The following is a 26,772-nucleotide window of genomic DNA, read 5'->3' on the forward strand; positions in this document are numbered from 1 at the left end:
TGCCCTTAAAACAAAAAAGCCTACTGACAACAGTAGGCTTTTTGTTGGCTTGCCGCCTCAGTCAGCGCGTAGATATCGGCCTACCGTGAAAAAGACAAGCGCGGGCCACAGCATTCAGACCCCGACATAGGCCGTACACAAGCCATAGGCCACCACGCCCAGCAATGTTGATCCCGCAATCCCCCCTGGCCAGCGACGGCCCAGCAGGACGCCGGCCAGGCCGGCCAGCAAAGGGGGCAAATCCAGGGCCAACTGATCGGGACGCAGCAAGGATATCAAGGACACGACCAATAAGGACACCACGCCCGCAGGACCAATCGCACCGAACAAACGGGGCCAGATCGAAATACGACTGGGATCAGCTTTGTGCTGACGTCCTCCAAGGCGCAAAGGTAGATAGCGAATCAAAAATGTGCCCAGTCCAGCCAGCACAACCATGAGCAGGAAACTCCAGTCCATCTCCACCCCCTACGCGCGGCGCAAAGCCATCAAACCCCCGGCCAGCATGCCCACAATAATGGCCAAGTACGAGGGCAGCAAAGTCATGGCAAGCAAGGCTCCCAACGCCGCAGCCAGCAGCACGGCCATGGGTGCCGAGCGGCGGATTTCCAGCAGCAAGGCAAAAAACAGCGCTGGCAGAACAAAGCCCAAGGTTTTTTCCAAAACCGGTGACTGCCCCAACAAGTCGCTGGCAAAATACGCGCCTACCGCCGTACCCAGCACCCAGGACAGATACGATCCCAGTTGCAAACCGCAATACCAGGACTCCTGTTCCAGGGGTGGTTGACGCGCTATGCCGGCCGCAGAGGCCGCAAACACCTCATCGGTCAGGCCAGGAGCCAAAAACAGGCTGGAGACCGTCCTGGGACCGGTAAAAAAACCCATCAGGCTGGGGCCATAAAACACATGACGCAGGTTCATTACCAGCACAATCCCCAAAATACTGGGATAGGCGGCACCAGCAAGCAGCAGGCTGATCAATATAAACTGGCTGGCGCCGGCGTACACGACCAGAGACACCAACACCGCCAACCACGGCGACAGACCCGCATGCACGGCAGCCAAACCAAACGAAATGGCGACGGGCACATAGCCCAGAGCAATGGAGGCGCTGTCGCGCAAACCACGTCGATACGCCGAACCGATCATCATGAAAAACCTTGTTGCGCCTGTCTAGGCCTGAAAAGCACCAATAAAGATCGCTGGATCTACCCGAGCATTGTTCAGACTGACATTCCAGTGCAAGTGAGGGCCAGTTGCACGGCCCGTCGCACCCGAACGTGCCACCACATCACCCCTGCTGACGCGGTCGCCAACTCGTACATCAAAGGTCGACAAGTGGCAGAACATGGTGATCAGGCCCTGACCATGATCAACAAATACAGTTTTGCCGTTGAAGAAGTAATCCGCCACGATGGTCACGATTCCGTCTGCCGGCACCTTGACCGCCGTGCCGGTCGGCGCTGCGAAGTCCAGGCCGGAATGGGGGTTGCGCTCTTCACCGTTGAAGAAACGGCGTAGACCGAAAGGACTGGTCAGACGCCCCGGCACTGGTTTTTCAAAAACCACATTGCTGGGTCCCTCTTCGCGGAAACTGGCATAAGCCTGCATCTGCTCTTCGTACTCACGCTCGAAACGGGCCTGCTGTTGCGGGTCCGGATTCACATGGGACTTGTTCTTAAGGGTGATACGCTGCTCACGATACCGTTTGCTGCCCACCTGGAACCCCACCGCAAGCTGGCCTTGCACCACGAGGCTGTGTTGACCAGGCCGTGTTTTCAGGTCCAGGCCCACAATGGCTTTCCAATGCCGGTCAGCATCCTGAATCACCAGGACACGCTGGCCGTTAAAGTTCGCTACCGGCATCGTGGCGACCGTTCCCAAGTCCAGCACGGCCACTCCGCCCGGCACTGGGTGGTGCAGCGTACGTTCGATGAATGTGCCCGCAGGCGGCGCCGCGTGGGCCCACCACGGAGCGGTCAAGCCCCAAACAGTTGCGGCGCCTATAAGGCGCCGCCGTACCATCGAAATATCCGTGTGAGTCATGCTCATACTCTTTGAAAATGCCCCTGGAGCCCACGGGCTCCAGGGTTGTGTCGTGTGATGCGCGTCGCCTTATTCGTTATCGCCGCTAGCGCTCAACTCTTTTTCCGCCTCGGGCAGAAGCTCAACCTTTTCCTCAACACGCATGGCCTGCAACACAGCCTGCGTCTCGGTACGAGCCATGGCTTGTGTCAGTTGTGCAGTCAGCATGTCCAGGCCAGGATTGCCCGCCTTGCCAGGCTGATGGCTCAAAATCTGCACCACCGTGTAGCCCTGGGGCTGACGATCACCTACATAGGCGGGCAGCTTGTCCACCGGATTGGCCAGCACCTTGTTCAACAAAGCCTCATCCATCTCCGGGAACTCGGCACGGCTCACGGCAAACTGGGCCGAGAAATTCTCAGGCTCTGCCCCCGCCTGCAGCTCCTTCAAGTAGTCCTCACCGGCCTGAACAGCCAATGCAGCAGCTTTTTCACGACGCAGGTTTTCTTCGGCAATACCGCGCACCTTATCCAGTGCCGGCACATGCGCTTGCTTCACATCCACAACGCGCAGCGCGATCAACGTGTCTGGCGAGACTTCCACGACACCCGCATTCTTGCGCGAGGCCATGGCTTCAGCGTTGAACAAGGCCTGCCGCACGCGACTGTCATCGAGCACGGCCGCATCGGGACTGTCGGCCGCAGCCAATTCACCGTCAACCTGGGAAGCCGGAATCAAACCCTGACGGCTGACGCCTTGGGCCTGTTTCAGGGTCAGCCCCAGTGCATTGGCGGCCGCTTCCAGATTGTCTTCATTTTCGTATACCAGATTGGTCAGCTTGCTGGCCATATCGGCAAAGCGCTCCGAGGCCAGCTGTTTGCGCACTTCATCCTGCACCTTGCTACGGGCTTGCTCAAAGGACTCACCTTGTTCTGGCTGAACCTCATTGCTCTTGAAGATATGAAAACCATTAGGCCCTTCGATCACGCCCGACACATCACCTTTTTTCAAGGCGAACACGGCGTTCTCCAGCACGCTGGGCCAGGAACCTTTGCTGATCCACCCCAGTTCCCCGCCTTCACGGGCGCTACCCTCGTCCTGGGAATGGGCGCGGGCCAAATCGGCAAAACTCTCTTTATCGGCCTGTGCCTTTTCAGCCAGCTCGCGCGCCTTGGTCTGGGCCGCTTCGCGTTCGCTGTCAGAGGCGCCAGCCGGCAAGGTCACCAGAATATGACTGATATTGACCCGACCGGCCTGCACATAACGCGCCTTGTTTTGCTCGTAGTATTGCTTGAGCTGCTCATCGGTCGGGGTGGGCAAATCCTTGGAGGCCGCCGCTTCATTGAGCAGCAGATATTCCACCTTGACTTGCTCGGGCAGTTCCAACGATTGCTTGTTCGCGTCATACCAGGCTTGCAAGTCGGCATCACTGATCTGCACCTTGGATTCAAAGTCACGAGTCAGGAAGCTGCGAACACGCACGCCACGCTCTTCTGTCAGCGCGATCTCCAGCTTGTTCATCACGCTGGGCAGCATGGAGGCGCTGGCTGCCACTGGGCCGAGAACACGTTGCAGGGCCAACTGGCCACGCTGGCTTTGTTCGAAATCGCGGGTATTGATACCGGCCGAGGCCAATACCTGGCTATACAGAGCCGGCGAAAAGACGCCATTTTCCTGAAACTCCGGCATGGAGGCAATGTAATCGCGCAGCGCAATGTCAGACACGTTGAAGCGGTCAGCAGTAGCCACTTCAATTTGTACTCGCTGATCGATCAAAGACTCCAGCAAAGCACGACGGCTCTCTATGCTGTCGGCCTGGGCCAGATCAAAACCGGAAGGATTGTTGCGCTGCATATCATCGAGCTGCATGCGGCGCGCACGATCAAATTCCTGGCTGGTAATAGCGCTATCGCCAACTTTGACCATATCGCTATCGCCAGAAACATAGCTGGAGTAGCCGCTGACGCCAATCAGTACAAAAGACGGCAGAATCAGCACTAACAACACCAGCTGCATGACGCGTTGGTTCTTACGGATAATCTCGAACATTAATCATCACCTACTTTCGCTTGCAGCAAGGTGCTGCGGGCGGCGCATCAGACCGGAGAGAGAGCCCGGCTCGGCCTGAAAATATACCGTGTTTGAATCAAGTGTGTTTGGCTTAAACTGTGGCTTCACGAAGTGCCCAACAGCGCTCAAAATAGGGCGTTATGAGTACTTGATGTGGCCTAGGATCGGATTGTAAATCCAAAACCTTAACCGTACAGTGTACAGCCCCGGTTAAAATAGTACATTGGCTTTTTATCACGCCGCTTGCGAGTCCGCCATGCCTTCAATGAATCATCACTGGCCCTACCCCGCTTTGATCGCCCACCGTGGTGCAGGCAAGATTGCGCCGGAAAATACCCTGGCCGCCATTCGGGTCGGTACACAGAACGGTTTTCGCATGATGGAGTACGACGTCAAACTGAGCCGTGATGGGGTTCCCGTGCTGCTGCACGACGACACGCTGGAGCGCACGTCCAATGGACAAGGCTTGGCCTCCCGACTGACACTGGCCGAACTGTCCGCCCTGGACTTTGGCGCCTGGCATTCCTCGGCCTATGCTGGAGAGCCCATACCCACTCTAGGTTCGATTGCCGCCTTTACCCTGGCCAATCAGGTTCACAGCAATATCGAAATCAAGCCCACCACGGGACACGAGGCGGAAACCGGACGTCAGGTCGCCCTGGCTGCCCAGGCTTTATGGGCTCAGGCCAGCCTGCCTCCGCTGCTGTCCTCTTTTTCCGAAGTCGCTCTGGAGGCGGCGCAGCAAGCCGCACCTACCTTGCCCCGAGCCCTACTGATTGAAGAGGAAGTTCCTGCTGATTGGCCGGAGCGTCTGGAGCGTCTGGGCTGTATGGGGCTGAATCTGAACGACCGCTTTGTCAGCCAGGCCCTGGTGCAGGCGGTCCGTAGCAAAGGCTATACCGTCGCCGTCTGGACCGTGAACGACGCCGAGCGAGTGCGCGAACTGCTGGACTGGGGATGCAATGCCATCTTCACTGATAAGGTCACCACGATCCGCCCCGACACGCTTTAACTCAACCGCAACACCAGGATTTCTTTTGTTCAGCTATCGTCACGCTTTTCACGCCGGCAACCACGCGGATGTACTCAAACACGCCACCTTGCTGCATATTTTCAATTATTACGCTCACAAAGACAGCGCATTCAGCATCATCGACACCCATTGCGGTGCTGGTATCTATGATCTGGAACACGACTGGGCGCAAACCAAAGGCGAGTTCTACGACGGCCTGGACCGCGTCTTGCAGCAAGATGAGTACCCGGAGCTGGTGGAGCACTATATTGACGCCATTGCCGACCTGAATCCGGACGGAACCGCCCGCTATTATCCCGGTTCTCCCTGGCTGGCCCTGATGCATCTGCGTGCGCAAGACAGCTTTCATGGCTTCGAGTTGCACCCGACTGAATTTGACGTTTTGAGCACGAACGTGGCGCGACTGTTTCCTCAAGGAAACCGCCGGGTGCGCCTCTATCAGGAAAATGGCTTTGAACAGCTGGGACGGCTACTGCCGCCGCCATCACGACGCGCCATCGTGGTAATGGACCCTTCGTACGAGGCCAAGTCCGACTATCAGCAAGTCTTGAACAGCGTCAGAAACGCCCTCAAGCGTTTTGCCCAGGCCTGCATGGTCGTGTGGTATCCGATTGTGCAACGCCCCGAAGTACAGGCCTTGCAACGCAAGCTGGAGCAACTGGAGACACCTTGGCTGCATGTGAGCCTGACGGTTCGTGCTCCGGCCAAAAATGGTTTGGGTTTGCATGGCAGTGGCCTGTTCATCAGCAATCCTCCCTGGACGCTGCTCAACGCTCTGGAACAAAGCATGCCTTGGTTAACAAAAACGCTGGCCCAGGATGACAAGGCCAGCTTTCAACTTCGTCATTCGGGGCTGTAAACCGCCCCGTTTGCCTTTAGGCCAGACGCTCGGACTCTTTCATGTAGCGCCACTGGCCCATAGGCAAATCACCCAGCACCAGTTCGCCAATACGCACGCGCTTCAGGCCCACCACTTTCAGGCCAACCAGTTCACACATGCGGCGAATCTGGCGTTTCTTGCCTTCGCGCAAGATGAAACGCAGCTGATCATCGTTTTGCCAGGACACTTGGGCGGGCAGCAAAGGCTTGCCATCCAGGCTCAAACCAAAGTTCAGCAGCTCCAGCCCCCGTTCGCTGAGCTTGCCGGTCACTCGCACCAGATATTCCTTGTCGATGACCGAGTCTTCGCCAATAATCTGGCGCGCAATACGACCGTCCTGTGTCAGGATCAGCAAACCGGTGGAGTCAATGTCCAGACGGCCTGCAGGCGCCAGACCGCGCAAATGCGCCGGGTCAAAGCGTTGACTGCCACGGCCGCCCTTGTATTGGTTGGCGGCACTGATCAGCGACACCGCATTGCGGTAACCGGCCTCGGCCTGTCCCGACACATAACCCACGGGCTTGTGCAGCAAGATGGTGGCACGTTGAGTCTGACGCTGACGCGCCTGCTTTTCCAGTGTGATTTTCTGATTGGGGTAGGCTTTGCTCCCCAATTCAGAGACGATTTGACCGTCCACACGGACCCAGCCGCGCTCGATAAAAGCGTCCGCCTCACGGCGTGAACACATGCCGCGCTGGGCCATCAATTTTGAGATACGTTCTTTTTCCATGAGCGCTATTTTATGGCTTTGGCGATAATACAGGACATGAAATTTCCCTCCAGCATAAAAAAACCTTGGCATGCGCAGGTCCACCCCAGCGCAAGCCCTGCTCAAAAGTACTGGCTTCATCGTCCGGGCGCCCTGACCGCGGGCCTGCGTCGGCTGGGCCTGGTCCATCTGGACGTCGTGCGCGAATACGCCTGCCGCCTGAACCCGCAAGAGGCCGCTTTGATCCGAAAGCCGCCGGGCACGCTGGCCTGGGTACGGGAAGTGTCCATGAGCGTGGACGGAATCCGCTGCGTGGTCGCCCGCAGTTTCACGCCCTTGGCTGCCTCCCACAGTGTCTGGCAAGGCATACGACGGCTGCGCAGCCGCCCGCTGGCCGACATGCTTTATAACGATGCCCAGATACAACGCTCGGCCTTTCTCAGTTGCCGTTTACATCGCGGCATGAGCTTTTTCCGCAGTGTTGAGCGTGCCTGCAAACAGGATAAGGAGCCGGTACCCCACGCGCCGCTGATTCTGTCACGCTGCTCGGTTTTCTGGCGCCACGGTCAGCCCCTTTTGGTGGCCGAGTCCTTCATGCCCGCCTTCTGGGATCACGGTGCTACACTGGCTTAGTCATATTTCGACATTAGTTAATAATACTGAGTTATATAACGAGCCTAACCATGTCCACGCAAGTCGATCAAAGCCGCCGCAACGCCTTTATTCTGTCTGGAATGCAAGCGCTGGGGGGAGCAAATCCGGCATTGGTGGTGGCCTTGAGCAGTCTGGTCGGCCAGAAAATGGCCAGCAGCCCCGATCTGGCAACCTTGCCGGTGGGTATTTTCAATCTGGGCTTGGCAGTCGGTATTTTGCCGGCCGCCTATCTGATGCGCCGCCTGGGACGCCAGGGCGGCTACCTGATTGGCGCCTTGCTGGGTGTCGCAGCGGGTCTGCTGGCCGCTGCAGGAATCTATGGCCTGTCCTTTGCCATGTTCTGCATGGGCACACTGCTGGCCGGATTCTATGCCTCCTACGTGCAAAGTTATCGTTTCGCCGCCGCCGACGAGGCCAGCGAGATCTTCCGACCCAAAGCAATCTCCTGGGTGATGGCCGGTGGGCTGCTCGGCGCCATTATCGCCACCCAGACCATTATCCATACGCAAGACATCTGGCCTGACCATCCTTTTGCCGCTGCCTTCCTGGCACAAGCCGCCTTGGCAGCTCTGGTGTTGCCTTTCGCCTTCAGCTTGCGTCTGGCACCCGGTACACGCCACCAGCGGCAGAAAGTGCCCTATACCGGCCGCCCCTTGCGCGAGATTGCCTCCAATAGCTACTTCATCATTGCCCTGATCGCCGGGGTCGCCTCTTATGTGCTGATGAACTTTCTGATGACGGCCTCGCCCTTGGCTATGGTCATGCATGGCCACAGCCTTAAAGAATCCACGCTGGGCATTCAATGGCATATTCTGGCCATGTTCGGCCCCAGTTTTTTCACCGGCCATCTGATCAAGCGCTTTGGCAAGATCCCGGTCACCTTTGTGGGTGTGCTTTTGCTGGGTCTGGCCAGCATGGTGGCTTTACTGGGCATGACCGTACCGCACTTTTGGGTCAGTTTGATTTTGCTGGGGCTGGGCTGGAACTTCGGCTTTATCGGCGCTACCAATATGGTGGTGGATTGCTACCGCCCTGAAGAGCGTAGCCGGGTGCAGGCCCTGAATGATTTCATCATCTTTACCTGTGTGGCCTTGTCCTCCTTCACCTCGGGCCGTGTGCTGGCCGTGTATGGCTGGTATGGCGTCAACACCTGGACTTTACCGATTTCCGCCGTGGTGATGCTGGCTCTGGCCTGGTTGTACTTCAAGAACAAGCGTCAGCCCTACTTCGCCAGTTAAGCAAAGCGACAACCGCAAAGCGACGGCTCATGGAAAACGGCCCCAAAGCCCTGGATGGAACCCTGGCTTTGGGGCCGTTCTTCTTGCGTTCAAATCATCGGCAAATAAGGCGGCTTGGGCCCGCGTGGAAACTGGGCATCCAGTGCCTGAATATGCTCGGGCTGCAATATCAGATCCCCAGCAGCCGCATTTTGCTGGGCATGAGCCGCACGTGATGCCTTGGGAATCACAAACACATGGGGGTCACGCAGCAAAAAGGCCAAAGCTACTTGACGCGCGGTGGCCTGATATTGGGTGGCAATCTCGGCCAACAAGGCCCCGCCTTCAGAATCCGGCTCCGGAAAATCATCATGACCGAAGGGACTGTACGCCACCACGCTAACTTGATGCTCCTGACACCAGGGCATGACCGCGTGTTCAATCGCACGCTCATTCAGGTGATACAAAACCTGATTGCAGGCGATCTCGCCCGGGCCCACGATGTCGTACAGCGCTTCCAGTTCCGGCACGTCAAAATTGCTGACGCCCCATTGCTTGATCTTGCCTTGCTGCACCAGCTTGTCAAAGGCTGCGCAGGTTTCTTCCAAAGGAATCTGGCCCGGCCAATGCAATAAGTACAGATCCAGATAATCGGTGCCCAGACGCTTTAGGCTGGCCTCGCAAGCGCGGATCACGCCCTGCCTACTGGCATTGAAGGGCAAGACCTTAGACACCAGAAACGCCTCATGGCGACGACCTTGCAAGGCCTGCCCGATCAGGCTTTCTGCCTGACCATCCCCATACATTTCTGCCGTGTCGATATGGTTCATTCCTGCATCCAGGCCCGCCCGAAAGGCCGCAATACTTTGCGCCCGATCCGACTGCTCGACATACCAGCTGCCTTGTCCCACGCGCGAGACGCGCGAAGCGGAACCCAAGGGTGCGTATCGCATCAGTCCGTCCTTATCGTGCTGCGCTCAGAGCCCGAGATACCGGGACACGGGTGCCTGTTAGAGCGCATCGCGGCCGCTTTCCGAGGTACGAATACGGATAGCCTGTTCGACCGGCGTCACAAAAATTTTGCCATCGCCAATCTTGCCGGTATGAGCCGCTTTGATAATGGCTTCGATGATGGCATCACAGCGATCTGCCGCCACCACAATATCCACACGAATCTTAGGCAGAAAGTCCACCACGTATTCAGCCCCGCGATACAGCTCGGTGTGGCCTTTCTGACGGCCAAAGCCCTTGACCTCGGTCACGGTCAAGCCGTTCACATCCAGCTCTGCCAGAGCCTCACGTACTTCATCCAGCTTGAAAGGTTTGATAATGGCCGTAATTTGTTTCATGGTTACTCACACGTCAAATTGAAAGAGATTCTTTGCCACTGTCCCGCAAGGAGCGGTGACTTTCTGCTGCCAGGCTCAGGCCCAGACTCAGATCCCGGCCAGTAGGCGATTGGAACAGACGCAAACCGATTTCAGGCAGCACCGCCAGAAAGTGATCAAAAATATCGCCCTGGATACGCTCATGGTCCACCCAGGCCGTTTTATTGGTAAAGCAATACACCTCGACAGGAATACCCTCGGCAGTCGGCTCCATCATGCGCACCATCTGAATCATGTCCTGATGGATTTCAGCATGGCGCTTGATATAGGCCATGCAGTAGGCGCGAAACGTACCCAGATTGGTCAAGCGGCGATAGTTGACCGCATCCATGCCCGCACGGCTGAGCTCCTGGTTGGAGCGCTCCAGATCTTCTTTTTTCTCGTTCAGATAATCGCGCAGCAAGGCAAAACGCGACAGGCTGTCCACTTCGGAAGGGGTCAAGAACCGCACGCTGGACGCATCAATACTCAAGGTGCGCTTGATCCGTCGCCCACCAGACTCGAACATCTGGCGCCAGTTGCGATAACTTTCGGAAAACAGCTTGTAGGTCGGAATGGTAGTGACCGTCTTGTCCCAGTTCTGCACCTTGACGGTATGCAAAGCGATATCAATCACAAAGCCATCCGCACCGGCCTGTTTCATCTCGATCCAGTCACCAATGCGCAGCATGTCATTGGTGCTCATTTGCGTACTGGCCACCAGCGACAGCAAAGTGTCTTTGAAAACCAGCAGCAATACCGCCGACAGCGCGCCCAGACCGGAGAGCAGCAGCACAGGGGATTGGTCCAGAATAATGGAGATCATGACGATGATGCCCACCGCCCAGACCGCGATCTTGGCAACCTCCACGTATCCCTTGATGGATTTGGTGCGCCCTTTGCTGGAGTTGGCATAGACCTCTTGCCAGGCCCCCAGCAAACTGACAATTGCCATGATGAAAAAGACCAGAAAGCCCAGCAGAGCCACGCGCTCGACCACCTCCAGCAAGGTCTTGGTCAATGGCAGCAACGTCAGGTTGGAGCTGACCACCAACAAGGGCACGGCATACCCCACATTGCGCACGAAGCGCTTTTTAACCAAAGCCCGCGCCCAATCATCCTTGCCTGCCACTTTCAACAAACGCCGTACCAGACGGGAAAGCACCGACGTGGTCAACCAGCTGACAATCCAGACCAGCACGGTCAGCATGGCCAGGCCGGCCAGGATCTGTACCCAGCGATCCTGCGGTAAATACGCCTCGATCCATTGCCAGCCCAACAAATCGGCAAAGGTGCGTTCTTGCTCCATGTCGTGTTCCTTATCCAGCCAGCCCCAAAAAGGTCTGCCTGGTTTCCTAGAGTCTGAAAACTCTCTAATATACTGCACAGCGTCTGTTTCCTGCGGGACTGGATGACCTGCGTTCGTCCGTCCGATCCACTATAATTGCCCTCTATGTCAACACACACCCCCCCCTCTTCCCAAGACCAGTTTGCCAATAAAGCCATGGCCTGGTCGGCTCGTTTTTCCGAGCCCGTCTCTGATCTTGTCAAACGCTACACAGCGTCGGTGGACTTTGACAAGCGCATGGCCCGCTTTGATATTCAGGGTTCCCTGGCCCACGCCAGCATGCTGGCTGCTGTCGGTGTGATCACCGAGCAGGACAAAGCCGACATTGAGCGCGGCATGAGCCAGATTCTGGACGAAATCGCCCAAGGCCAGTTCCAGTGGTTGCTGGATCTGGAAGACGTGCACCTGAACATTGAAAAGCGCCTGGTCGAGCTGATTGGCGATGCCGGCAAACGCCTGCACACGGGCCGTTCGCGCAATGACCAGGTGGCAACCGACATTCGCCTGTGGCTGCGCAATGAAATCGACATTGCCCTGGACCTGCTGGCCCAGATGCAGCGCAAGCTGGCCGAGCTGGCCCTGGCCCAGGCAGATACAATTTTGCCCGGCTTTACCCACCTGCAAGTGGCCCAGCCCGTTACTTTTGGCCACCATTTGCTGGCTTACGCCGAAATGTTCCAGCGCGATGCCGAGCGTCTGCAAGACTGCCGCAAACGCGTGAACCGCCTGCCTTTGGGCGCTGCCGCCCTGGCCGGTACCAGCTACCCCATCGACCGCGAAATGGTTGCCAAGCTGCTGAACTTTGACGATGTGTGCCGCAACTCGCTGGATGCTGTGTCGGACCGCGACTTCGCCATCGAATTCTGCGCCGCTGCTGCCCTGATCATGACGCACATCTCCCGCTTCTCCGAGGAGCTGGTGCTGTGGATGAGCCCACGCGTGGGATTTATCGATCTGGCCGACCGCTTTTGCACCGGCAGCTCCATCATGCCGCAAAAGAAAAACCCCGACGTTCCCGAGCTGGCCCGTGGCAAGACGGGTCGCGTCAATGGTCACCTGATCGCCTTGCTGACCTTGATGAAAGGCCAACCGCTGGCCTACAACAAGGACAACCAGGAAGACAAGGAAGGTCTGTTCGATTCGGCTGATACCATTCGCGACACCCTGACCATTTTTGTCGACCTGATCTCCGGCATCAAGGTCAAGCCAGAAGCGATGCGCGCCGCCGCCCTGCAAGGCTTTGCCACCGCTACCGATCTGGCCGACTACCTGGTCAAGAAAGGCCTGCCGTTCCGTGACGCCCACGAAACCGTGGCCCTGGCCGTACGCGAGTGCGAACAACTGGGCTGCGATCTGGCTGATCTGAACCTGGAACAGCTGCAGAAATTCGACAGCCGTATCGAGTCGGACATTTTTGGCGTGCTGACACTGGAAGGCTCGGTCGCTTCGCGCAAACACATCGGTGGCACCGCCCCCGAGCGTGTCCGCATCGAGGCACAGCGCATTCTGGATCGTGTAGCAGGTTGATAAACGCTTCGCCTGAAAGCAGAAAAAGCCGCTCCTGTTCCAGGAGCGGCTTTTTTTACAGGTGTTGACTCAGATTTGGTCTGACGTGTTTTGTCAGTTGCGTTAGGCTTAGGACTGGAACTGCTGCTCTCAGCCAAAAGCGGACACAGCTCTACTGAGGTAAAACATGATGAATCAGGTCTTCCAGTCCGCTGTAGGAGTTGATCTTGGTGGGACAAAGCTACTACTGAGGTATCGGGATCACGTCCTGCGGTTCGAAACCGGACCCGATTTCGGTGCTGCTGATCTAAGGAATATCTTAAAGGATTTTATTGGGCAATACGTCGAACCAGGCGTTGTGATTGGCATCGCTGTACCTGGCGTCGTCGAAAACGATACTGTGGTTGCCTGTGATGTCTTGCCGAAACTTGCTGGGTGGAGAGCAAATACTCTGCTTTGCCAAAAAGTCGACCAGGTTTCCTTGGTAAACGATGCGAATGCAGCACTACACGCTACTGTAATTGACTTGGCTAGTGACAAGACAGCCGTCACCGTTATGGTGGGTACTGCCATTGGTTGTGGTCTTATGCTCAACGGCAAAGTATTCCGCGGTGCAAGGGGGTGGGCTGGCGAACTTGGATATTGGCCAGTGCAGGCATCTGGCTCACAGTGGGAAAGACTCGACGACATCGCTGGTGGACGCTACATGGCCAATAGACTTAACGTTGACGCAAACCAGTTAGCACTGTTAAGCCAACGAGGTCATCTGGCGGCATTAGAAGTGATTGCGGAAGGAGGACGCGCTCTTGGGCGTGCACTTGGGGGAATCATCAATCTATTGAACCCACATCGTCTTTCAGTCGGCGGGGGCACCCTCAAACTTGTTGGGTATTGGGCAGAGGCGCAAACCCAAATCGAAGCCTCGGCGATCCCAAGCATGCTAAAAAAGTGCGAGATACGGACAGTTCACGAATTGGAGGATCTTGTCGCGATGGGCGCCGCTCAAATTGCGCTGACAGCTCCTCGCTGAGTTCGGGGCTCACCACCTATTTCCGCTCCGGGTCGTTTTCTGCCCAATAGACCTGCCAGAGTCTGTCAGATCAACCTGAGTCAATACATTTATATCGCTTCAACCCACTTCCGATCCTGCCCGGATTTGCAGCTTGGACTTCATACTCAGCTTCGCTCCTGATACTGACAGGCTATTTTTACTAATTTACAACTTCGGGCTACATCTCCTGGCCAGCTAAGCCCTCCAGCAACGATCAAAAAAAGCGGCACCGCCTCAAAGCGCAGGTGCCGCACTCAACGTTAAGGCTGAGGCTGAATCAACAGCATCGTGCTGCTTTGCGCATTACGACGAATGTCCGCATGCGTCACATCCATCGTCTTGCACTCGAAGTTCTCGTACAACTTCAGCTGATCCTCATAATGCGGGCTGCGCACTCCATTGCGGTCGGTGAAACCGCTTTGGCCGGGCGGCATGGCGTCGCAGAACTCCACGCCCCTGGCATCAAACACCACGCGGTTATTTTCCGTGCCTCGATTCTGATAGCCGGTAAAGGCAAAGGTATTGCCCGGCATCGTCTGCGAGGTTCCCGTGAAGTTCTTGTCGCTGAAACGATGCACGGAGGTCGGCATGGTCCAGCGCGCCATCTGAGCGCCCTGCTCCTGGCTCAAGCGAGCCTGCGCATATCGCAAAGCCTCCAGCATGATTTCTTCAGAAGAGCGCTCACCAAAGACATTCACACGCTTGGGATCGGGATGGGCTTCCAGCGCCAAGGCACGCAACAAGACCTTGGTGCCCATGCTCAAGTTGATGGAACCGGGGTTGGGACCTTGCTGCGTGGCAAAACCAGTCTGGCTATACATGGCGCGATGCGATTCAGGCACCACCGGCATCAAGACCTGCTTGTACATTTCTTCCAGCCAGGTCTTGAAGAGCACCCGCGCCGGTCCGGCATTTTGCCCTCCCTGATCCTGTTCCATTCCATCCCAGGCGAGCAACATCGTCAGCGCCGCCTTGCTGCTATCGTCGGCCGGCAGCTGTTGCGCCAGCTTTTCCAGATGTGGGCGGAAGTAGCGCCAGTTCACATCGCTATAGGAGGCTTTTTGATTGAACTCCCAGATCTCCTGCACACTGAAGAGGTCTTTCTGCTGGTACTGACTGACCAGTTCATTCATGCGGTCGCCATAGGTCCAATAGTAAGTATCCGTATTGGTTTTGTCCGGCGCAGGCTTGTTGTTCCAGTTGACCAGATAGCCCTGGGGTGGATTGTAGGCTTTGGGAATCGCGTCGAAACTCTTGATGCCCAGCCACTCCATGCTGCCATCCCCCTTGGCAGGGACACGGATGTCCTGATCGGCAGGACGCTGGGGCAGGAAGGCCGGCGAGACATAACCAATATTGCCGTGCTTGTCGGCGTAGTACCAGTTGATCGAAATCGCCATCTTGCTGGCTTGATCCAGAAACTCCGTCCAGTTGCGGGCCTTGGCCACGTTCAACCAGGCCAGCAAGGACTGCACCTCATAGCCATCCCAGCTGCGTTTCTTGCTGTACGCCGCGCCCTGATCGTAATCAAACTGCATCACAGGGCCGTGCACGGTGCGCCAGATCGTCATTTCCCGATCAGCCTGACCGCGTACCTGGATACGTTCCTTGCGCTGCTCCATCGTGCGCCAGGCATTGTTGAACCAGTACTGATCGGCACGCGAGGGGTTCAATTTTTCCTGATATATGTCCACCACATCTTGCGGGCCAGCAGTCGCCCCCCAGGCAATCTCGCTATTGGTGCCAAACAGTACGATCGGATAGGCAAAAGGCGTATTACCCACCACATCGAAGCCGGCGCCATGCAAGCCAATGCCATAGGTGTAGGCCGGGTTGTACCAGCCAAACTGTGGGCCGTTGATCAGTACGGTCGAGCCCTCCTGCACTCGCTCGGGGCGAGTGCTCCACAGGTTGCTGGCCTTGGGCGCGAAGTCCGGGCCACGGCCGCCCCAGTGCTTGTCCTGGCGCTCTAGCTCGGTAGCCAGTACTGGCGAGGAAACATGAGCCAGATCCTGCGTCCCTGCTTGTGCCTGCGGCTTGTGCTCGGCAGCGGGGGCCGGAACTGTAGTAGGAGCTGTTGTGTCATTAATCCACAGCAGCTCATCAAACAAGGCACTGCCTCGTTCCGGGCCGTGCTGTTTCTCCAGAGACTGACGCATGGCCAATGCCGTCACTTCCAGATTCGTGTCGGAGAAGCGATTGGCCATGGAGCCCACCCAGATCATGACCACATCAAAGTCGGTCAGCGGCTCGGGCTGGAAATCAAAATCCACATATTCTTTGGGCAGCAACTCAGGGCGACGCCGCACCTGCTCCAGATAGGCGTTATAGCCATCGGCATAGCCACGAAAAATATCGCGCTCATCCTTGGACAAGGCCGCGATCTGCCGCTGTATGGAAGCCGGGGTGAAGTTCTGCCGCACCTGCATGTCGTACTTGACGTAGGCATCTTGCTCACCAGGGCCTAAGACGGCGGCGGTTGTGCCGACAAAGGAGCGACGCGCCATGTCCATCTGGAACAGACGGTCTTGGGCGACCGCATAACCATAGCCGTAATACAAGCCATAGTGGCTGTCGGCAAAGACGTGCGGCACGCCATAACTGTCCCGCATCACCTCTACCGACTGCACTTGCGCGTGGGTCGGTGCCCCCGCCCAACCCAAGATCAAACCAGCGGCCACAAGCCCGGTACGAACAAGCCCTTTCTGCATATCTGTCCCTTGTTTTTATGATACTGAAAATTATTATGAACCTAAAATATTGAAGCCAATACAAATAGGAAATCACAATGTAAAGCAATCAGGATCGAAAACAAGTAAGGGCTTGCCCTAGTCAACGCCGCTGAGCAGGGACTTGAAAGCGTACTTAGAAAGACACCAGGCGACCGGGATTAACCGCGCTCATCATGCCTATCGCGGCCTTGACCACGGGGATGGCCAGACCCGATAAGTGATGGCCCAAAGGGATGCTGCGGTGGGTAATATCCGTCAGCATGGCAAAGTCCTCGTTGCGACCCATGACGTCGTCACTAATGGCTTTACCAATACGCACGGTTTGCGCCACGCCGTGACCACTCCAGCCATGCACCATGTACACGGGAACCGCATCCTCGGTCTTGCGCGAGTCCGTGGCACCGTTCAGAGTAAAGTCACTGATCCCGCTCCAGGAAAAGTCCAACTGCACCTGCTCCAGCTGCGGGAAAACCGTCTGGATACGATCCAGCAAGTAGTCATTGATACGGTCAGGAGACCAACTGGTACCGGTGCCTTGCCCGCCAAACAGCAAACGGTTTTGACGCACGGCTCGGTAGTAGTCGATCTGGAATTGTGTGTCATACACCGCACGGTCGGTTGGCAGCAGCTCGCTGACTGGACACTCCAGGGGTTCAGTCACACCTACATAGGTATAGAACGGAACAGTGGTATTGGACTGCGTGGGCAAGAACTGCGAAGTCGTGTCATGCACGGCCAGCACCAAGGCCTGACGCGCCAGAATCGTGCCACCGGGGGTGATGGCCAAGGCGCCCTTTTCCGTCTGCTCGATCTCCTGGACCGGGCTGCCTTCGTAAACTCGACCGCCATGCTGAACCAGGCCATACACCAGTCCGCGCAGCAGCGCCAAGGGGTGCAGTTGACCACCCAAGGTATCCACCACGGCACCGTGATACAGCGGCGAGCGGATTTCCTGCTCCAGCTCGTAACTACCCACAATTTCCACACTGGTATCACCCAGATAGCGGCGGGCATCCGCCCCCTCTACCAGAGCACCCATATGGCCGGCATGAACGGCAGCCGTCAAATGGCCGCGGCGACGATCAAAATCCAGTTCGTAATCCTGAGCGATCTGATCCAGTAGATCCATGGCTTCGTGCGAGGCAAAGCGCCACAAGCGACGAGCTTCATCCAAGGGCAGATGCGCGATCATGTCCGCCGCTTCCCATCGAGCCAGACCCGGTGTCAGTTGCCCGCCGTTGCGGCCTGAGGCCGCCGAGCCAATACTGTCTTTTTCCACCAGCACCACATCCAGACCGGAGCGGGCCAGGTGCAAGGCGGTCGAGGCCCCCAGCAGGCCGCCACCGACCACCAGCACATCGCAGTGCGTGTCAGCTTGCAGGGGTTCAAAGCGGGTCCAGGGTGCAAGAGACGCCTCGTAGTAGGTAGCAGGCGCGACCGCGTCGTTCAGATGGCCTTGCCGCCAGTTCCACAATCGAGGATTACTGGTCAACAAGCTCTGTGCATGAGAAACATCGTTTAAAAGCGTGGGTTTGGAAATAAGCATAAATGTCCTGTGTCTGTTACGGCCCTTTGGCCGCCTGGATCACAGAGCGGAATGCTCCGGTGACGCCCCGTCAACGCGGCGTTCCGTTCTGTCTCGTTATCAACATCCCGTTGCAAAAACGGAATGGAACGATCTTCTTCTACGCTGTAGAATTGAATTTATTCTACTCTGTAGAGTTAAACTTGGCAAATTGATCCGTTACTCTTTTCTCGCACTAAAGGAACACTATTGGCGCACGCATCCCCTCTCACCGCGACCCGAACACGCAAACTCAATAAGAACGAGCTGGTGCTGGCGGCCGTCAACTTGATCGAAGAGGCTGGGGATCATGGCTTTTCACTGCGGAAATTGGGGGAACGGGTAGGCTGCGACCCCATGGCCGTGCTCTATCACTTCAAGTCCAAAGAAGGGCTGCTGCGTGCAATGGCGGATTACTTAAGTGGTCGCATTCAACCCGTAGACCGTCACCTGCCCTGGGACGAACGACTCTATGATCTGGCCCGACAATATCGGACTCTGGCGTTGAATTATCCGCAGACTTTTCAACAAATGCAGCGTTTTCTGAATACCGGCAGTGCCGACTACCTGGTCCTTGAGCAGGTGTATGGCGCTTTGCGCGATGCAGGGTTGAGTGATGCCGAGATCCCCGCCGCCTGTGTAGGCTGGTATGCCGCCCTTTACGGCTTGATTCAAGGTGAGCTAAGTGGTTTGATCCGTCCCGTGACAAGCCAAGAACTGGACGAACTTCAACAGTGGCCTGCTGAAGACATCCCCATGCTGCGCCGGGTTCTGCCGCGCTTTGTGCATTTGCAATCCGAGCAGGTATTCAAAATGATGATGGAACTGATACACGATGGCTTGGCTGCCCACGCCAGCAAAGCGGCCACGCCTTCCCCAGACCTGTAACAGCAGAAACGGGCTCAATCCGGATCACAGCACGGATCAAGCTGCGTGGCCCCTACGCGCCCGAATGCAGAACAGCGTGCTACCCGCTGGCATGGCAAGAACAGGAAGTCCACTCCGAGCGCCCGACCGAACAGTGCATACGGCCTTGAGTCAACCTTCGATCCGCCTTTAAACGCCGTGCAGCCCACGTTTTTGGGCTTGAAAGCAGCAGCGTAGGCGATTGAGTGGACAGGGCTGGCGTGAGGAAAAAAAACGCCCCGCAAACTGGAACTCTGTCCACTTTGCGAGGCGCTCTATAACAAGTCTGTCCAGGGCGTGCTTAACGCGTAAAAACAGCAATCGACTCAACGTGCGCCGTATGCGGGAACATATTCACCACGCCCGCCGATTCCAATGTGTAGCCACCTTGATGAACCAGCACACCAGCGTCACGGGCCAAGGTACCAGGGCTACAGGACACATAAACCAGACGCTCGGGACGTTCGTGCTTTTCCAGTTGCGCCAAAGCGGTGGCCACCGCGAAGGCACCGTCACGCGGCGGGTCAATCAACATACGATCAAAATGGCCCAGATCACGTAGCCATTGCACATCCACTTCAAACAGGTTCAGCGTTGTGAATGTAGCCTTGTCCTGCAAGCCGTGAACCAAGGCCGCTTCACCAGCACGTTCGGTCAAGGTGCTGCTGCCCTCAATGCCGACCACTTCGGCAGCACGACGTGCCAGTGGCAGGCTGAAGTTACCCAGACCACAGAACAAGTCGGCCACACGGTGCTCGGGCTTGACGTCCAGCAGGGTCAAGGCACGCGAGATCAGGCTACGGTTAATGTCGTGGTTCACCTGCGTAAAGTCCGTAGGACGATACGGCATGCGCAAATCAAACTCGGGTAAGGCATAGGCCAGCTTGTCCGCATCTTCGCGCAACAAGGGGTGCGCCGTTTCCGGGCCCTTGGGCTGCAACCACCAGCTAATGTCGTGCTCTTGCCCGAAATCCTGCAAACGCTGGATATCCTCGCTGGTCAGCGGCTCCATATGACGCAGGGTCAGGGTAGTGACCCGGTCGCCCATGGCCAGCTCAATCTGTGGCAATCGGTCCGGGCGCGACAGGCCTGCCAGGCAAGTGCGCAAGGGCTCGAGCAGAGCCGATACCTTGGGAGGCAACACGCGGCATTCAGTCATGTCCACAACATAACGGCCATTCTTCTCACGAAAGCCTACCAGCACTCCTCCCTTTTTGGGCACATAACGCATGGAGAAGCGCGCACGGTAGCGGTAGCCCCAGTAGGGGCCATGCAAGGGCGCCAGCACCCGGCCCGGCTTGACCTTGCCGATGTGCGCCAATGAATCCTCCAGCACACGTTGCTTAACCGCCACCTGGGCCGAGGGCTCCAGATGTTGCATGGCGCAACCGCCACAAACCCCGAAATTGGGACAGGGAGGCTCGGCACGCTGGGACGAAGCCTGCAGCAAAGCGGTCATGCGGGCCTTGTCATACGAGTCTTTGGAGCGCACCGTCTCGGCCAACACTTTCTCGCCTGGCAGCGCGCCTTCCACAAACACCACTTTGCCCTCTTTGTGGGCGACGCCGCGGCCTTCCAGATCCAGCGACTCAATTAACAATACGTCAGACATTCGATAAAAACCCAAATAAGCGTCCTGCCAGGCAGAAAGGCGCAGTTGCACCGCCGCTAGCGATGGCGAATCGATGATTTTACAATGAGCATCCGGCTCAACGGGTAAAAACAAGCACAATCCGACCATGGCGGTTCCGCAAGGTCACTACCTATGCGGCACATAGATACCACAGAAGGCTGTTGGCTTCCCCCTCAAGATCCGTCTTGGGATCATTCAGGCCCGGCGCTCCACTCCAAACACGTCAGACAAAAAAAGCGGCCAGAAGCCGCTTTTTTCAGACACACTACCGAGTTTATCGCGCAGGCAGATAAGACATCGGGTTAACCGGCGTACCGGAGCGTCGAATCTCAAAGTGCAGACGAGGCGAGGTCGTGTCCGACTGGCCCAGATCGGCAATACGCTGACCCTTCTTCACTTGCTGACCTGTTTTTACATGCAGGACGCTGTTATGCGCGTAGGCGGTAATAAAGCCATTGCTGTGGCCGACCAGGACCATGGAACCCAGGCCACGCACGCCGTTACCGGCATACATGATCTTGCCGTCAGCCGCCGCTACAACCGGGTCCCCCACCTTGCCTTCAATATCAATACCTTTGGTGGAGGCATTGAAACCCTGGATAATCTTGCCACTGGCTGGCCAGCCCCAGGCAATGAGCGCCGCATCACTGGCGCGAGGGGCCGACACCGGCGTTTCCGTCTTGACAGGGGTGGCAGGACTGACCGGCGAGGTCTGGGTGCTGCCGCTGCTGGCAGGACGTGTAGTGGTCGCCGCCATCGACGTACTTCCATCCAGACGCAGGGTTTGGCCCACACGCAGCATGGATGGATCGGTAATCTGGTTCAACTGTATCAGCGAGTTCACGTCCATGCCGTGCGCTTGTGCAATCTTGTAGAGCGTATCGCCGGGGCGTACGACGTACGTACCCGAAGCCGTGCTGACACTGCCCGCTGCTGAAGAAGAACTCAGGTCAGTGACTGGGGCGCGCTCGGTACGGCTTGCACAACCAGCCAGCAGGGTACTGGTGACCACAGCCGCCACCAGGCACTGACGGGGCGTCAAGAACCACTGTGTACCGGTGGAAGCAGCGGTTAACGGTAACCTGACTGCATGCTGCATATAAATCTCCTGAGAATATCTGACTAAATCTGGGTTCCGGCTCGCATCGGCACGAAGCGAACCGCATCAAGTTCTTCACGACGCCAAGCAGCCTGTCCGGTGCGTTCCACCAAAACCAGGCGCTGTTGTGTCGTACCTTCGGGAGCGATCAGTCGCCCCCCCACTGTTAATTGTTCCAGCAGGCTTCTCGGAATGACCGGGCCGGCTGCCGCCACAACAATAGCATCATATGGCGCCGCCGCCGGGTAACCTTGCATTCCGTCACCAAACATTATGCGTGCCCGTTGCGACAGGCCCAATTGGCGCATGTGGTCACGCGCCAGATCGCACAGGCCTTTGATGCGTTCCACGGCATACACTTCTTTTACTAATTGTGCCAAAACAGCGGCCTGATAACCACACCCGGCCCCCACTTCCAGCACTTTACTCGGTATTTTATGGTCGCATACCAGGCTGATCATATGGGCCACGACCCACGGCTGAGAGATGGTCTGCGCAAAGCCGATAGGCAGGGCGTCATCTTCGTAGGCCCGACTGGCCAGACCCTGATCGACAAACTGATGGCGCGGCACCGCCTGCATGGCGGCCAGCACCCGTTCATCAGTGATACCCTGTCGGCGCAAGCGCTCGATCATCATGCCACGCGAGCGTTCCGAGTTCAAACCCAGATTGACACTTGTTGACACTTGTGCAGACAACACCACCGTCGGTGCGGGTTGTAACTGACCGCGCTGCACAATACGGGTATTGCTGTTGGTGGCCGACAGACCACTGCCCAGGCTGGATTTTCCAAACCGGTTGCGTGTTCCGTCCGCAAAAGGATAGCGCTTGCCTGGCTTACTTGTCATTGCACCCAGTCCCGCAAACCCGCCAGCTGCTCGTGATGAGTCAGGTCGGCACGCAAGGGAGTAATAGAAACGGCCCCTTGCTCGACAGCACCAAAATCTGTTCCCTGCTCACTATCGGATACCCCGCCAACGCGACCAATCCAATAGACCGGCTCTCCATAGGGCGTCTGACTCTTGACTACCGGCTCCGAGGGATGCCGCTTGCCAAGACGGGTCACCTGCATGCCCTTGAGCGCCTCATAAGGCAGACACGGAATATTCACGTTCAGCAAGGTATTGGCCGCCAAAGGACGCTGCTGGCAGCGCTCGACCAAATCGCGCGCCACGCGGGCAGCACTGTCCAGATTCTTCCAGCCGCGCTCGATCAGGGAAAAAGCGATGGCGGGAATACCGAACAGATGGCCTTCCATCGCTGCGGCAACCGTACCCGAATACAAGGTGTCATCACCCATATTGGCGCCATTATTGATGCCGGACACAATCAGATCAGGACGAAAATCCAGCAAGCCGGTCAGGGCCACGTGGACACAATCGGACGGTGTACCATTGACAAAATAAAAACCATTGTTGGCCTGGCGCAGCGACAAGGGACGATTCAACGTCAGGGAATTGCTGGCACCGCTGCAATTGGTCTCGGGTGCAATGACAGTGAGCTCGCCCAGTCCTTGCAAAGCTTCATACAAAGCCTCGATACCGGCTGCCGTGTAGCCATCATCATTGGAGACCAGAATACGCATGCTTTACTTTTCCGTTAAAAATCTAACAGGGGCAACAAATTGTACCCGCTGCCTTTGGTATTTTGCTGCAAGGCCGGTAGAATCCGCGCAACAATAATTGTGGAGCTCGATCCTCATGAACGCCGTTTCTTTTGCCGTGGCCGCCCCGCTGGTCGCTCTCTTGTCCTATTTGCTCGGCTCCTTGCCGTTTGCCGTCATCGTGAGCAAGATCATGGGCTTGCAGGACCCGCGCACCTTTGGTTCGAAAAATCCGGGAGCCACTAATGTACTACGTAGCGGCAATAAAAAAGCAGCCATTCTGACCTTGCTGGGCGACGCGTTCAAGGGCTGGCTGGCTGTCTTTCTGACCCAACAAGCCATCAGCAATTGGGGCTGGGCGCCTGCCTTGCTGGGGATCAGTGCCTTTTGTGCCTTTCTAGGTCACCTGTACCCGGTCTTTCTGGGATTCAAAGGCGGCAAAGGTGTGGCCACCGCACTGGGGGTCATTTTAGCGCTGCTGCCCTGGCTGGCGCTGGCCACCGCCCTCACCTGGCTGATCATCGCCTATGTCAGCCGCTACTCTTCGCTGGCCGCCCTGGTCAGCGCGATCTTCGCCCCTTTGTATTACCTGCTCGGCGCCAAGGTCGTCTGGCCCATGAATACTTCCATTGCCACCGCTCTGGTCCTGATCAGTGCCTTTTTACTGTGGCGTCACCAGGAAAACATCCGTCGCCTGATGACCGGCAAAGAAAGCAAGATCGGCGCCAAGAAGAAGTAATCTTCAGGGCTTCAGCTGGGACACGGACTGATTGACGCAGGCCAGATCCCAGCGAGGTCGGATGGCAAAGCCATGCTGACTATCGTCCAGGCGGGCCAGGCCATGCTTGACCCGCATCGCCGCCGCAAAAGCAATCATGGCCCCGTTATCGGTACAAAACTCCAAGGGCGGAAAAAATACCTCGCCCTTCAGACGCGCCACGGCCTTTTGCAAATAGCCACGCAAATGACGGTTGGCGCCCACCCCTCCGGCCACCACCAAGCGCTTCAGACCAGTTTGCTTCAAGGCCTTGATCGCCTTGGCCGCCAATACATCCACGATGGCCGCTTCGGTGCCAGCAGCCAGATCTGCACGTTGCTGTTGCGTTACCCCTCCCTCCTGCGCCTCCAGCTTGCGCAAACGAGTCAGCACGGCAGTTTTCAGGCCACTAAAGCTGAAATCCAGATCTTTGCTGTGCAACATGGGCCGCGGCAGCTCGTACACCGTGGCATCGCCTTGCTCGGCCAGGCGCGACAAGGCTGGCCCACCGGGATAGCCCAAACCCATCAGCTTGGCGCTTTTATCAAAGGCTTCACCAGCCGCGTCGTCCAGCGTTTCGCCCAGCAGCTCATACTGCCCCACCCCGTCGACGCGCATCAGTTGCGTATGCCCGCCCGACACCAGCAAGGCCACGAACGGAAATTCCGGTCGCGGTTCTGCCAGAAGCGGCGAGAGCAAATGGCCTTCCAGGTGATGGATGGCAATGGTGGGTTTTTTCAGTGACCAGGCAATCGACTGCGCCACGCTGGCCCCGACCAACAAGGCGCCCGCCAGCCCGGGACCGGCGGTGTAGGCAATGGCATCGACCTGATCGAGTTGCATCTGACAGGAGGCCAGGACCTGACGAGTCAAGGGCAGGACGCGGCGGATATGATCGCGAGAGGCCAGCTCAGGCACCACACCACCGTATTCACGATGCATGGCAATCTGGCTGTGCAAGGCATGGGCCAACAGGCCCTGTTCCGTACTGACCAGCGCCACGCCGGTTTCATCGCAGGAACTTTCAAATCCAAGAATATTCATGGCACTTATTTTAGCCTGCTGTATTGGGGAAAACAGGAATTTATCCCTTCATTGAAACCAGCCGATAGTATCGGGGTTGTGCCGATACATCGCATAAAAGGGGGGGACGCAGTGGCACACTCGTGGTTAAAATCCCGCATCGATACACTCACGCTCCGATCGCCTAATAATCACAAGGAGGCTGCCCATGTTTGAACGTCTCTTCAAACTCGCTGAGCACGGCACCAACGTTCGCACCGAGGTCCTGGCAGGTATTACTACCTTCCTGACCATGTCCTACATCATTTTTGTGAACCCAGACATCCTGTCGTCCACCGGGATGGATCGCAATGCCATCTTTGTAGCGACCTGCCTGGCCGCCGCTCTGGGCACCTTCATTATGGCCTTTGTCGCGAACTGGCCCATCGGCATGGCACCGGGCATGGGCCTGAACGCCTTTTTTGCGTTCACTGTGGTCGCAACCCTGGGCTATAGCTGGCAACAGGCACTGGGCGCCGTGTTTATCTCGGGTGTCATCTTCCTGATCCTGACGGTGACTGGCATCCGGTCATGGCTGATCCGGGGCATCCCGAAATCCCTGCAAAGCGCGATTGCCGCCGGTATCGGCATGTTCCTGGGCCTGATCGCCCTGATGAACTCGGGCATCGTCGTCGCCCACCCCGCGACCAAGATTGGTCTGGGTGATCTGACCCAGCCCGCGGCCCTGTACGCGATTCTGGGCTTCTTTATCATTGCTGCCCTGGATGCACTGAAGGTACGCGGTGCGATCCTGATCGGTATTCTAGCTGTGACCATTCTGTCCATGCTGACTGGTCATAGCGAGTTTGGCGGCGTGGTCTCCGCGCCTCCGTCGCTCATGCCCACCTTCATGCAGCTGGACATCATGGGCGCCCTGCACACGGGTTTTGTTCACGTGATTCTGGTGCTGGTTCTGGTTGAGGTATTTGACGCTACCGGCACCATGATCGGGGTTGCCAAACGTGCCCGTCTGATCGAAGAAGGCAAACCCAACCGTCTGGGCCGCGCCCTGCTCGCTGACAGTACCGCCATTGTGGCCGGCTCCATGCTCGGCACCAGCAGCACCACCGCGTATGTCGAGAGCGCCTCAGGCGTGCAGGCCGGCGGCCGCACGGGCCTGACGGCCTTGACCATTGGCGTACTGTTCCTGCTGGCGCTGTTCTTCTCGCCGCTGGCCGCGACCGTTCCCGGTTACGCCACCGCCCCCGCCTTGCTGTACGTAGCGTGCTTGATGATGCGCGAAATTACCGAAGTGAAATGGGATGACATGACCGAGGCTGTGCCTGCTGCGCTGGCCGCCTTGACCATGCCGTTCACCTACTCCATTGCCAATGGTCTGGCCTTTGGCTTTATCAGCTATGTGATCCTGAAGCTGAGCACGGGCCGGTGGCGCAGTATTCACCTGGCCACGCTGATTGTTGCCATCTTGTTTGTGATCAAGTACGCAATCGCTACGGAATGAAAAACCTTACAGCAAATTCGTCTGGCGCTTTAGGGCTGTCTGGAAAACGAGTACACTGATCGCATGTTTAACGAAGCGGCTGAACACCATCAGC

General features: G+C 57.2%; 24 protein-coding genes. 9 read left to right on the forward strand and 15 right to left on the reverse strand.

Annotated features, from left to right (window positions below; genetic code table 11):
* Positions 1–114 precede the first annotated feature (114 nt).
* From RSQ48_RS09520 to RSQ48_RS09535, 4 genes are all read right to left on the reverse strand, one after another.
* Positions 115–459 (reverse strand): AzlD domain-containing protein, encoded by a 345-nt coding sequence (locus RSQ48_RS09520; RefSeq protein WP_100214767.1) that lies wholly within the window; start codon positions 457–459, stop codon positions 115–117.
* 9 nt (positions 460–468) lie between these two features.
* Positions 469–1,152: an AzlC family ABC transporter permease gene (locus RSQ48_RS09525; RefSeq protein WP_165477512.1), complete on the reverse strand. Its 684-nt coding sequence runs from the start codon at positions 1,150–1,152 to the stop codon at positions 469–471.
* Positions 1,153–1,173: 21 nt separating this feature from the next.
* Positions 1,174–2,046 (reverse strand): peptidoglycan DD-metalloendopeptidase family protein, encoded by an 873-nt coding sequence (locus tag RSQ48_RS09530; RefSeq protein WP_415301724.1) that lies wholly within the window; start codon positions 2,044–2,046, stop codon positions 1,174–1,176.
* A 69-nt stretch (positions 2,047–2,115) separates the two neighbouring features.
* Positions 2,116–4,074 (reverse strand): SurA N-terminal domain-containing protein, encoded by a 1,959-nt coding sequence (locus RSQ48_RS09535; RefSeq protein ID WP_415301725.1) that lies wholly within the window; start codon positions 4,072–4,074, stop codon positions 2,116–2,118.
* 286 nt (positions 4,075–4,360) lie between these two features.
* Here RSQ48_RS09535 and ugpQ point away from each other — a divergent pair, with 286 nt between their 5' ends.
* Both ugpQ and RSQ48_RS09545 read left to right on the forward strand, forming a co-directional pair.
* A complete protein-coding gene (ugpQ, locus tag RSQ48_RS09540) occupies positions 4,361–5,107 on the forward strand; it encodes a glycerophosphodiester phosphodiesterase (RefSeq protein ID WP_240208839.1) in 747 nt (248 codons plus the stop codon).
* 25 nt (positions 5,108–5,132) lie between these two features.
* Positions 5,133–5,987, forward strand: a complete 855-nt coding sequence (locus RSQ48_RS09545; protein WP_059317578.1) for a 23S rRNA (adenine(2030)-N(6))-methyltransferase RlmJ — start codon at positions 5,133–5,135, stop codon at positions 5,985–5,987.
* 16 nt (positions 5,988–6,003) lie between these two features.
* On the opposite strand, the gene RSQ48_RS09550 is transcribed toward RSQ48_RS09545, so the two are convergent.
* Positions 6,004–6,738, reverse strand: a complete 735-nt coding sequence (locus tag RSQ48_RS09550) for a pseudouridine synthase (RefSeq protein ID WP_003799654.1) — start codon at positions 6,736–6,738, stop codon at positions 6,004–6,006.
* A 36-nt stretch (positions 6,739–6,774) separates the two neighbouring features.
* Between RSQ48_RS09550 and RSQ48_RS09555 the strand changes: the two genes are divergently transcribed.
* Together RSQ48_RS09555 and RSQ48_RS09560 are read left to right on the forward strand one after the other, a co-directional pair.
* Complete coding sequence (locus tag RSQ48_RS09555; protein WP_003799653.1) at positions 6,775–7,350, forward strand: chorismate--pyruvate lyase family protein; 576 nt, start codon at positions 6,775–6,777, stop codon at positions 7,348–7,350.
* A gap of 50 nt (positions 7,351–7,400) precedes the next feature.
* Positions 7,401–8,609 carry an MFS transporter gene (locus tag RSQ48_RS09560; RefSeq protein WP_336579456.1) on the forward strand — a complete coding sequence of 403 codons (1,209 nt, stop codon included), beginning with the start codon at positions 7,401–7,403 and terminating at the stop codon, positions 8,607–8,609.
* 89 nt (positions 8,610–8,698) lie between these two features.
* Here RSQ48_RS09560 and RSQ48_RS09565 read toward each other — a convergent pair whose 3' ends face one another.
* The 3 genes from RSQ48_RS09565 to RSQ48_RS09575 are packed head-to-tail and all read right to left on the reverse strand — an operon-like array spanning position 8,699 to position 11,264.
* A complete protein-coding gene (locus RSQ48_RS09565) occupies positions 8,699–9,541 on the reverse strand; it encodes an aldo/keto reductase (protein ID WP_003799651.1) in 843 nt (280 codons plus the stop codon).
* A gap of 57 nt (positions 9,542–9,598) precedes the next feature.
* Complete coding sequence (locus RSQ48_RS09570) at positions 9,599–9,937, reverse strand: P-II family nitrogen regulator (protein WP_003799650.1); 339 nt, start codon at positions 9,935–9,937, stop codon at positions 9,599–9,601.
* A gap of 13 nt (positions 9,938–9,950) precedes the next feature.
* Positions 9,951–11,264, reverse strand: coding sequence for a mechanosensitive ion channel family protein (locus RSQ48_RS09575; RefSeq protein WP_003799649.1), 1,314 nt, complete (start codon positions 11,262–11,264; stop codon positions 9,951–9,953).
* 144 nt (positions 11,265–11,408) lie between these two features.
* On the opposite strand from RSQ48_RS09575, the gene argH reads away from it, so the two are divergent.
* Positions 11,409–12,830, forward strand: coding sequence for an argininosuccinate lyase (gene argH / locus RSQ48_RS09580; RefSeq protein WP_059317576.1), 1,422 nt, complete (start codon positions 11,409–11,411; stop codon positions 12,828–12,830).
* Between the two features lie 166 nt (positions 12,831–12,996).
* Positions 12,997–13,839, forward strand: a complete 843-nt coding sequence (locus RSQ48_RS09585; RefSeq protein ID WP_336579454.1) for an ROK family protein — start codon at positions 12,997–12,999, stop codon at positions 13,837–13,839.
* Positions 13,840–14,120: 281 nt separating this feature from the next.
* Here RSQ48_RS09585 and RSQ48_RS09590 read toward each other — a convergent pair whose 3' ends face one another.
* Both RSQ48_RS09590 and RSQ48_RS09595 read right to left on the reverse strand, forming a co-directional pair.
* Positions 14,121–16,571 (reverse strand): penicillin G acylase, encoded by a 2,451-nt coding sequence (locus tag RSQ48_RS09590; protein ID WP_415301726.1) that lies wholly within the window; start codon positions 16,569–16,571, stop codon positions 14,121–14,123.
* Between the two features lie 154 nt (positions 16,572–16,725).
* Complete coding sequence (locus RSQ48_RS09595; RefSeq protein WP_131070624.1) at positions 16,726–18,138, reverse strand: NAD(P)/FAD-dependent oxidoreductase; 1,413 nt, start codon at positions 18,136–18,138, stop codon at positions 16,726–16,728.
* A 228-nt stretch (positions 18,139–18,366) separates the two neighbouring features.
* Between RSQ48_RS09595 and RSQ48_RS09600 the strand changes: the two genes are divergently transcribed.
* The gene (locus RSQ48_RS09600; RefSeq protein WP_003799639.1) at positions 18,367–19,044 is read left to right on the forward strand and encodes a TetR/AcrR family transcriptional regulator; all 678 of its coding nucleotides are present in this window, start codon (positions 18,367–18,369) and stop codon (positions 19,042–19,044) included.
* Positions 19,045–19,363: 319 nt separating this feature from the next.
* Here the strand turns inward: RSQ48_RS09600 and rlmD are convergent, their stop codons facing one another.
* The 4 genes from rlmD to surE form a co-directional block, all read right to left on the reverse strand.
* Positions 19,364–20,674 (reverse strand): 23S rRNA (uracil(1939)-C(5))-methyltransferase RlmD, encoded by a 1,311-nt coding sequence (gene rlmD, locus RSQ48_RS09605; RefSeq protein ID WP_415301727.1) that lies wholly within the window; start codon positions 20,672–20,674, stop codon positions 19,364–19,366.
* A 295-nt stretch (positions 20,675–20,969) separates the two neighbouring features.
* Positions 20,970–21,794, reverse strand: coding sequence for a peptidoglycan DD-metalloendopeptidase family protein (locus RSQ48_RS09610; RefSeq protein ID WP_003799634.1), 825 nt, complete (start codon positions 21,792–21,794; stop codon positions 20,970–20,972).
* A 23-nt stretch (positions 21,795–21,817) separates the two neighbouring features.
* The gene (locus tag RSQ48_RS09615; RefSeq protein WP_003799633.1) at positions 21,818–22,642 is read right to left on the reverse strand and encodes a protein-L-isoaspartate(D-aspartate) O-methyltransferase; all 825 of its coding nucleotides are present in this window, start codon (positions 22,640–22,642) and stop codon (positions 21,818–21,820) included.
* Positions 22,639–23,379: a 5'/3'-nucleotidase SurE gene (surE, locus tag RSQ48_RS09620; protein WP_003799631.1), complete on the reverse strand. Its 741-nt coding sequence runs from the start codon at positions 23,377–23,379 to the stop codon at positions 22,639–22,641. The genes RSQ48_RS09615 and surE overlap by 4 nt, the downstream gene beginning before the upstream one ends.
* A 115-nt stretch (positions 23,380–23,494) precedes the next feature.
* On the opposite strand from surE, the gene plsY reads away from it, so the two are divergent.
* Entirely contained in the window at positions 23,495–24,136 is a 642-nt protein-coding gene (plsY, locus tag RSQ48_RS09625; RefSeq protein WP_003799629.1) for a glycerol-3-phosphate 1-O-acyltransferase PlsY, read from the forward strand.
* Between the two features lie 3 nt (positions 24,137–24,139).
* Here the strand turns inward: plsY and tsaD are convergent, their stop codons facing one another.
* Positions 24,140–25,198 (reverse strand): tRNA (adenosine(37)-N6)-threonylcarbamoyltransferase complex transferase subunit TsaD, encoded by a 1,059-nt coding sequence (gene tsaD, locus RSQ48_RS09630; protein ID WP_039943057.1) that lies wholly within the window; start codon positions 25,196–25,198, stop codon positions 24,140–24,142.
* A 187-nt stretch (positions 25,199–25,385) separates the two neighbouring features.
* Here tsaD and RSQ48_RS09635 point away from each other — a divergent pair, with 187 nt between their 5' ends.
* Positions 25,386–26,678, forward strand: coding sequence for an NCS2 family permease (locus RSQ48_RS09635; RefSeq protein ID WP_131070625.1), 1,293 nt, complete (start codon positions 25,386–25,388; stop codon positions 26,676–26,678).
* The last annotated feature ends 94 nt before the right edge of the window (positions 26,679–26,772 follow it).

The sequence above is a fragment of the Alcaligenes sp. SJTW-7 genome, assembly GCF_047716895.1.
Taxonomy (GTDB): Bacteria; Pseudomonadota; Gammaproteobacteria; order Burkholderiales; family Burkholderiaceae_B; genus Alcaligenes; species Alcaligenes ammonioxydans.